The organism is Maribacter sp. 4G9 (assembly GCF_002742265.1).
Lineage (GTDB): Bacteria > Bacteroidota > Bacteroidia > Flavobacteriales > Flavobacteriaceae > Maribacter.
Map to the genome: position 1 here is coordinate 1 of NZ_MDGL01000119.1, position 7,192 is coordinate 7,192.

At 39.9% G+C, this 7,192-nt stretch carries 8 protein-coding genes and 2 pseudogenes; 8 read left to right on the forward strand and 2 right to left on the reverse strand.

Annotated features, from left to right (window positions below):
• The 5 genes and pseudogenes from BFP75_RS11135 to BFP75_RS11155 all read left to right on the forward strand — a co-directional run.
• A pseudogene (locus BFP75_RS11135) lies at positions 1-166 on the forward strand (IS1595 family transposase); the annotation flags it as partial.
• A gap of 44 nt (positions 167-210) precedes the next feature.
• The gene (locus BFP75_RS11140) at positions 211-561 is read left to right on the forward strand and encodes a 2TM domain-containing protein (protein WP_099545468.1); all 351 of its coding nucleotides are present in this window, start codon (positions 211-213) and stop codon (positions 559-561) included.
• 118 nt (positions 562-679) lie between these two features.
• On the forward strand, positions 680-922 hold the full coding sequence (locus BFP75_RS22710; protein WP_099545469.1) for a 2TM domain-containing protein: 243 nt from the start codon (positions 680-682) through the stop codon (positions 920-922).
• Positions 923-1,016: 94 nt separating this feature from the next.
• Positions 1,017-1,667, forward strand: coding sequence for a DUF2306 domain-containing protein (locus tag BFP75_RS11150; protein ID WP_099545470.1), 651 nt, complete (start codon positions 1,017-1,019; stop codon positions 1,665-1,667).
• 1 nt (position 1,668) lies between these two features.
• On the forward strand, positions 1,669-2,424 hold the full coding sequence (locus BFP75_RS11155; RefSeq protein WP_099545471.1) for a LytR/AlgR family response regulator transcription factor: 756 nt from the start codon (positions 1,669-1,671) through the stop codon (positions 2,422-2,424).
• Between the two features lie 128 nt (positions 2,425-2,552).
• Here BFP75_RS11155 and BFP75_RS11160 read toward each other — a convergent pair whose 3' ends face one another.
• Positions 2,553-3,746, reverse strand: a complete 1,194-nt coding sequence (locus tag BFP75_RS11160; protein WP_099545472.1) for an LETM1-related biofilm-associated protein — start codon at positions 3,744-3,746, stop codon at positions 2,553-2,555.
• 253 nt (positions 3,747-3,999) lie between these two features.
• On the opposite strand from BFP75_RS11160, the gene BFP75_RS11165 reads away from it, so the two are divergent.
• The 3 genes from BFP75_RS11165 to BFP75_RS11175 all read left to right on the forward strand — a co-directional run bounded on the left by BFP75_RS11165 (position 4,000) and on the right by BFP75_RS11175 (position 6,869).
• Positions 4,000-4,710 carry a DUF4331 family protein gene (locus BFP75_RS11165; protein ID WP_099545473.1) on the forward strand — a complete coding sequence of 237 codons (711 nt, stop codon included), beginning with the start codon at positions 4,000-4,002 and terminating at the stop codon, positions 4,708-4,710.
• A 23-nt stretch (positions 4,711-4,733) separates the two neighbouring features.
• The gene (locus BFP75_RS11170) at positions 4,734-5,504 is read left to right on the forward strand and encodes a DUF4331 family protein (protein WP_099545474.1); all 771 of its coding nucleotides are present in this window, start codon (positions 4,734-4,736) and stop codon (positions 5,502-5,504) included.
• An 87-nt stretch (positions 5,505-5,591) separates the two neighbouring features.
• Complete coding sequence (locus BFP75_RS11175; RefSeq protein WP_099545475.1) at positions 5,592-6,869, forward strand: tetratricopeptide repeat protein; 1,278 nt, start codon at positions 5,592-5,594, stop codon at positions 6,867-6,869.
• Positions 6,870-7,019: 150 nt separating this feature from the next.
• On the opposite strand, the pseudogene BFP75_RS11180 reads toward BFP75_RS11175, so the two are convergent.
• Positions 7,020-7,192, reverse strand: a pseudogene (locus tag BFP75_RS11180) (IS5 family transposase); the annotation flags it as partial.

Here is a 7,192-nt window from a genome sequence, read left to right on the forward strand (position 1 = left end):
GGCATGGCTTAGGGGGATGCACCACCACGTGGGGGACCTACAGGACTATCTCGACGAATATTGCTACAGGTTCAACCGCAGCTTCATGAAGGAGGGCATATTCGACAACCTGATGCTCAGGATGGTAAATACCCCGCCATGCTATATCAAAAATATTAGTGGTTAAATGCCTAAGTCAATAGAAAAATTTATTAATGAAGATAAGGACTAATGGAATCAAGGGAAAATAACGAACGAAAAAGACTCAAGAAAGCCCAGGAAAGACTAAGGCAATTAAAAGGCTTTTATATACACCTTACCATTTATTTAGTGGTAAACACCATTTTACTGTTAATGAAAGTAATTGGCAACGCCTATTATGGTGAATCGTTTATGGGCCCCGTTTTGCACTTTAGTACTTTTAGTACCTGGTTTTTCTGGGGAATAGGCCTTTTCTTCCATGGTCTGAAAGTTTTTAACCGAACTACACTGTTTTCTAAAAAATGGGAAGAGCGTCAGATTCAAAAATATTTGGAGCAGGACAGGCAAGAGGCTGAAAAATTTGGTAACCATGGAAGGTGAAAATCGGCCATCTGAAAAATACGTTAAGGCATATGCTCAAGTACGGCAAATAAGGAACTTTTACTGGCATTTGAGTGTGTTTTTCATTGGGAACATTATTTTATTGGTCATATAATTCATGTCCTTGGATTATTTTGAATCGGTAGGTTTCCAAGACGAAGGTTTTTTGGACTGGTTTCTATGGAATATAATTGGAAAACATATCATTTGGGGGCTAGGGTTACTTTTTCACGGATGGTATCTCTTTGTTTACAAAACAAAGCTTTTGTCGGAGTTTAAACCGAGCTTTATTAGAGAATGGGAACAAAAACAACTGCAAAGGTTTTTGATAGCCGAAGAAGAGGTTTCCAGAGAGGAATAAGTAGTGCTTTTAAGAACTAGAACCTTTCAATTGTAAAGTGACTGAATATACATTACATTTTTAAATACCAAGGTTAATAAAAAAGTATAGGACCATGGACCAATACATAACCATCCTTATTTACATACATGCTTTTTTTGGAGGGCTGGCTCTCTTGGCAGGTTCATTAGCCATAGCTTCAAGAAAAGGGAAATTGTTGCATAAGGCCAGTGGGCTACTTTTTTATTACTGCATGTTGGCCTCTGCCATTATGGCCTTGGTCATATCGGTGTTACCGGGTCATGAAAATGCATTTTTATTTTCAATAGGTATGTTTAGCAGCTATTTGTTGCTGGCGGGATACCGTGGCCTTCGGTTTAAGAATAGTACAATGAATTTAAAATTGGATAAACTTATTTCCTTGTCTGTCGTGTTAGTTGGTCTCTGTATGGTTTTCATGCCACTGGTTTTTAACCAAGGTCTTCATATTGTTTTGCTATTATTTGGGTTTGCTTCAATTATTTTCGGGATTCGGGACTTGCGAATGTTCAAAAAACCTGAAACTTTAAGGGAAAATTGGTTGCGGATTCATATAGGTAAAATGACAGGTGCCTATATAGCATCCTTTTCAGCTTTTTTGGTAGTAAATCAATTTTTCCATCCATTGGTAAATTGGCTATTACCAAGTATATTGGGCAGTATATTTATTGCCTATTGGATTCGCAATTCGAAACATAAAAAGAAGTTAGAAACAGAAATATCGTAAGATGAACGTAATTATCATAGAGGACGAAAAACCTGCGGCCAGAAGACTGGGCAGGCTATTAGGGGAATTGGACGTGGCCGTGTCCACCATGTTGCATTCCGTGGAAGAATCAATTGCATGGTTTCAGGAAAACGAACATCCAGACCTTATTTTTTTGGATATTCAATTGTCCGATGGACTGTCCTTTGAAATCTTTGACATTGTCGATGTAAAAAGCGCTATTATCTTTACGACCGCCTATGATGAATATGCCCTACAGGCCTTCAAACTCAATAGTATCGATTATTTGCTCAAACCTATTGATGATGAGGAATTGGAGAGTGCCGTAAAAAAGTATAGAAGCTTAAAGCCCGAGTCCAAAAAATTGAGTTTGGATTTTGAGGATATCAAAAAGCTTTTGGTGAACCCCTTGGAGAGGGAGTACAAAAAACGTTTTACCGTGAGGGTAGGCCAGCATTTAAAGATCATAAACGCCGATGATGTGGAATGCTTTTATAGTGAGAACAAAGGCACCTACGCGGCCACTTCAGACGGGAGAAACTATTTATTGGATACCACCCTTGAAAACTTGGAAGAAGAACTGAAACCCGATACCTTCTTTAGGGTAAGCCGCAAGTTCTATGTGAACATCAATTTTATAAAGGATATTATTTCCTATACCAATTCACGCTTGCAGATCAAGCTACATTCCTTTTCGGAACAGGAAATTATCGTGAGCAGGGAACGCGTGAAAGACTTTAAGTTGTGGTTGGAGTAGGTTCAAGAGTTAAAAGTGAAAAGTTATAAGTTAAAAGTTAAAAGGAATTAGTTTTTTACCAACAACCAACAACCAACAACCAACAACCAACAACCAACAACCAACAACCAACAACCAACAACCAACAACTATTCCTCATTTTCCACCCGGTTTTCATCAAAGGCAGACGGCAATAATTTGGGTATCAACTTGATAAATATCGGAAGCAAAATGGCCCCACCGGGTAGCAAAAAAATCGCCAGGGATGGTATACTTTTAAAAATATCCAATAATTGAGACTGAACCTTTTTCTTTTCTTCTTTTGTAAGGTCCCTGACCGTAGATTTTGAGAGTAAGGCTACCAGTTCCGCACTTTCTGAAAGTTCCTTATGTAAACGTTTCCTGTTTCTCAGGATAAGCCTGTTCACAAGTTTGGACATACTGTCATAAAACTGTAGGGCCATATTTTGTTCTTGTAAAAAAGGGATGGTATCCTTATTGGAATGTATGAAATTGGATACATGTGCCAAGGACCCCTGTATAATTTCCACATCCAATTTTAAGTCCTTTCCTAAATCGTATATAAATGCGGATTCCAGGTAATCCAAGGAGTGGTCCTCCCATACGGTCAGGCACGCAAGATTTAAAAGATATCTATTTTCCCATACGTCTTGATTCACAACAAGTTTTTTTCTGTAGGCCCCATCAAATTTCTTTGAGTCGCTATTGATAAAAGTGAGGGAGGAAGCCAGCAACTGGGCCAATTTTTCGTCTTTTTTGTTTTTCTCCTTGGAATTAAGGGCATGGTAGGTAATGTTGATGGCCAAATATTCCAACAGTTGTGCATGTTTCTTGATTCCCTTCACATGTAACAAATATCTTCTGAAAAGCAGGGCATCAAGGAATAAAAGGGAATTAGTAATGGAACCATTAAAGGTTTTGCTTATGATATTGTCCTCCAAATAAATGCGGGAATCCAGGATTTTCTCAAGCTTTGATGAGGTTTTATTTCCCGTGAATAGTTTACCCAAAAAGGAAACCTTGTTCACCTCCAAGGTCTCGTAAAACTTGAATATCTCCTTTAAAAATAACTCAAAATCAGCACCTTGCGTTTCTATTTTAAAAGTGAAATATAAGGTGGTCATTAAGTTAATCTTGGCTTTTTCATCTTCGGAAAGGGCATGCTCTGGCGATATGAAATCAGGATATCCGACATTGATACCGTAAACGAATCCAGTATTTTTTAAATCCTCGAAAAGAACTTCGAAGGTATCGTATTTCCCTTCGTGGCTCTTGACCAACGATCCAAATTTGTCTATCCAGCCCTTAGCGGATGGGTTCATGTCCTAGTTTTTGAAAAGGCAAAGGTAGCCAATTGCGTTTTCAGAATACTTCTGAAAATTGTTATACGGATGACATTTTAATGAGGATTGCTAGGACGTGCGGTTCAATTATCATGGAAAGGGGTTGCCAGACAATTCAACAGAATGAAAGAAGTCCCTTAATAGTTCATTAACAAAACTTTAACATTTGAAACAAAACCCATTTGCATTTGCTCCGTATGTAGGGGTGATTTTAATCTAAATATTTATAATAATGAAAAAAACAAAACTTTTTATAGGCCTTGGAGCCTTGGCCCTTGTGGCAACCGTTTTGGTTGCCGCAGATCACATCGATGCACCTGATTCCATGGGAACCACGGCTGACATTGCCGACTTTTATGCTTTTGAACCTTCGGAAGGTTCTGAGAATACGGTATTTGCCGTAGATCTTCAATCCAACGTACTGCCAGATTTGGCATACGGCACTTTTGATGAGAATGTGCTAACGGAAATCAATATCGACACAAATGGAGATTTGGTAGAGGACTTGGTCATACAGGCCATTCCCAGAAATGGAAAAATGTATTTCTTTGGGCCGGTTGCTCCAAGCACTACCGGACTTAGTGGTCAAGTCATGATAGACAGTCCTTTGGGTTCTGTTGATATTTCTTCGGATACCGCTATCGTGGAAACTACTTCTAATGGTGTTTCCTTGTTTGCAGGGCCAAGGCAGGACGCTTTCTTTTTTGACTTTTTCCAGTTTAATGCCGTTATCGGTGGAATGGCTCCAGAAGGGTTTAAACCCGCAGGTGATCCCAACTCGACCGATGATGATGATACCACTGCTGTAGATACTTTTGATGGCGCCAACACGATGTCCATAGTAGTAGAAATACCCAACAGTATGCTAGGGGAAACTACCGCTACAAATGCCTTAGGACTGAACGTCTATAAGACTTGGATTACTACAAATGCCAAACAATAATTAACGAACTAAAAGATAAAAAGATGAAACTAGAAAATCTAAAATATGTATTCCTATCATTTTGCGCGATGACCGTTTTGGCATCCTGTAACAATGACGATGATTTTACCCCACCTATGGCGATGGCTACTTGTAATGATGGTATGATGAACGGAGATGAAACCGGGGTGGACTGTGGTGGATCATGTACCCCTTGTGAGGACGGAATGACACCCATGATGCCCGACTTTTCTGGGACCTATACCCAGATTGATTTTATGGGAAGACCTGGAATAAATACGGTATTAAGTGCCGATGATGAAACAAAAAATGCACATAATAGGGCCATACCTTCTGAGATGGGAGCCATGTTTCAGGCTGGTTTTGAAGCCAGATTGGAGGCTTACCACGATGTATACGCCAATTTATTGGGCGCAAATCCAGATAACGTTAACTACGAACCCAATATACTTGGTTTGGATGCTGCCACTCTAACGGGCTATTTAGCGGCAGATGTTCTTGAAGTAGCTCCGGATTTGCCCACTACGTATTTTAATCCGGGAACGGATAATGATATGGATGGAAGGATTTTGGTGCCCGATGGAGATGAGGTGGCATTGACCGGAAGGACCCCACAGGATGATGTTATTGATATTTCCTTGATCTTACTCTTCGGGGGTATGGAAGGTGACCGATTTAGCGGTCAGGATACCGATATGGATGGAACTCCGGATTTACCACGATTAACATCCGATGGTGTTGGACTTACTGCCGATATTTCAACAACATTCCCTTATTTGGGAGCTCCTGAATAAAGACTATGAAAAAGAGGAGCAAGGGGGAGCTTTAAAGCTCCCCCTTATTTTAAATATCTAAAAACAACAATCCAAAAGAAACCTACAATGAAATTTCACATCTATTTTTTAGCCCTGTTACTTACGTTTTCCTGCAGCGAAAAGGCACATGAAACTATAGCAAGCGCAGCAGACTACAATACGTATTTAAAGACTGAACCTACTAAGACCACATCCAAATACTTTGAGATATGGAATGGCAAGATAAGACCGGATAGCATGCAGCTTACCAGCTTTGGTATAGTTGGCGGTGAGTACAGCAGATATTTTAAGGAAACAGGTGATATAACCTATTTAAAAAAGGCGGAGCAGAGCCTTACTAAAGCGGTTGAAATTGCGTCTATCGGTAGGGCCGGATATAGGAGGTCCTTGGCGCGAAACTATATTTCCCAACATCGTTTTAAGGAGGCATTGGTTATGGCCATGGAAGCTAGAAAGTTGGGTGCTGATCCAAAGGAAAGCCAGTTCCTGCTTTTTGATGTCCACATGGAATTGGGAAATTATGGGTTGGCGGAGAAATATCTGGACAGTACTAAAAACATGAAGGATTTTGGTTATCTAATCAGATTGGCCAAATGGAACGATTATAAGGGCGACCTGGATGCGACCATTACCTTTATGGAGAAAGCCAAGGCCATTGCCCTAGAGGCCAAAAATGAAGCCTTGACTTTATGGAGTTTGACCAATTTGGCCGATTATTACGGGCACGCCGGGAGATTGAATGATTCCTACGAACACTACTTAAAAGCTTTGGAAATCGATTCAAAAAATGCCTATGCCAAAAAGGGTATTGCCTGGATTGTCTTTTCCAACGACAAAAATCCGGAGGAAGCCTTAAGAATCCTAGATTCGGTTACCATGACCTATAACGCCCCGGATTATTATTTATTAAAGGCCGAAATAGCAGACTATATGGGAAACGACCTAGTCCGACTTGAAAATTTAAACGAATATTTTCAACGCGTGGAGGATCCATCCTATGGAGGTATGTACAATCTCTACAATTTGGGCTTATATATCGATGAAACTAAGGAATATGAAAAGGCTTTGGAATTGGCAAAACAAGAGGTCCAGAATAGACCTACCCCAGAGTCCTACAGTTGGTTGGCGTATACCCATTTAAAAATAGGGGACAAGGATAGGGCCAAAGAATTGATGGATGCTTACGTAGTGAATAAAACCTACGAGCCCGCTTTATTATATCATGTTGCAGAAGTGTACAAAGCCCATAACGATGTTGAGAAAGTTCAAGAATTAAAGAAGGAACTTATCGGGGCGACCTATGAGCTAGGCCCCCTAATGGAAAAGCAAATTCAGGACTTGTAATTCGTAAATACAATTTTCATTTTCAGTTTGTTTTCAGTTGGATTGTTTTGTTGAAATCGCCATGGCGCTATGTCATGGCGTTTTCTAGTGTGCATTTCATCGAAAAGTTACCCAATTTTAACCATGGATGGGATGAAATGTAGAAGTGGTTTAAACTTTTATTTTTTTCTTTTTCTTGAATTTTTTCAACGCTATCGCAATGAATGCCAAATAGTTGAATCCTTTCCAGCTTTCGGTGGTCGTATCGAACCTGTTGAGCAGGGAACGGTAGCTGTCCATCCATGCATTCGCCCTTTCCACGGCATATCTTTCATCGTATAGGT

Bases quoted from the DNA above. Each gene is read 5' to 3' on its own strand.
- BFP75_RS11140 (WP_099545468.1), top strand. From the start codon at position 211: ATGGAATCAAGGGAAAATAACGAACGAAAAAGACTCAAGAAAGCCCAG.
- BFP75_RS22710 (WP_099545469.1), top strand. From the start codon at position 680: ATGTCCTTGGATTATTTTGAATCGGTAGGTTTCCAAGACGAAGGTTTT.
- BFP75_RS11150 (WP_099545470.1), top strand. From the start codon at position 1,017: ATGGACCAATACATAACCATCCTTATTTACATACATGCTTTTTTTGGA.
- BFP75_RS11155 (WP_099545471.1), top strand. From the start codon at position 1,669: ATGAACGTAATTATCATAGAGGACGAAAAACCTGCGGCCAGAAGACTG.
- BFP75_RS11160 (WP_099545472.1), bottom strand. From the start codon at position 3,746: ATGAACCCATCCGCTAAGGGCTGGATAGACAAATTTGGATCGTTGGTC.
- BFP75_RS11165 (WP_099545473.1), top strand. From the start codon at position 4,000: ATGAAAAAAACAAAACTTTTTATAGGCCTTGGAGCCTTGGCCCTTGTG.
- BFP75_RS11170 (WP_099545474.1), top strand. From the start codon at position 4,734: ATGAAACTAGAAAATCTAAAATATGTATTCCTATCATTTTGCGCGATG.
- BFP75_RS11175 (WP_099545475.1), top strand. From the start codon at position 5,592: ATGAAATTTCACATCTATTTTTTAGCCCTGTTACTTACGTTTTCCTGC.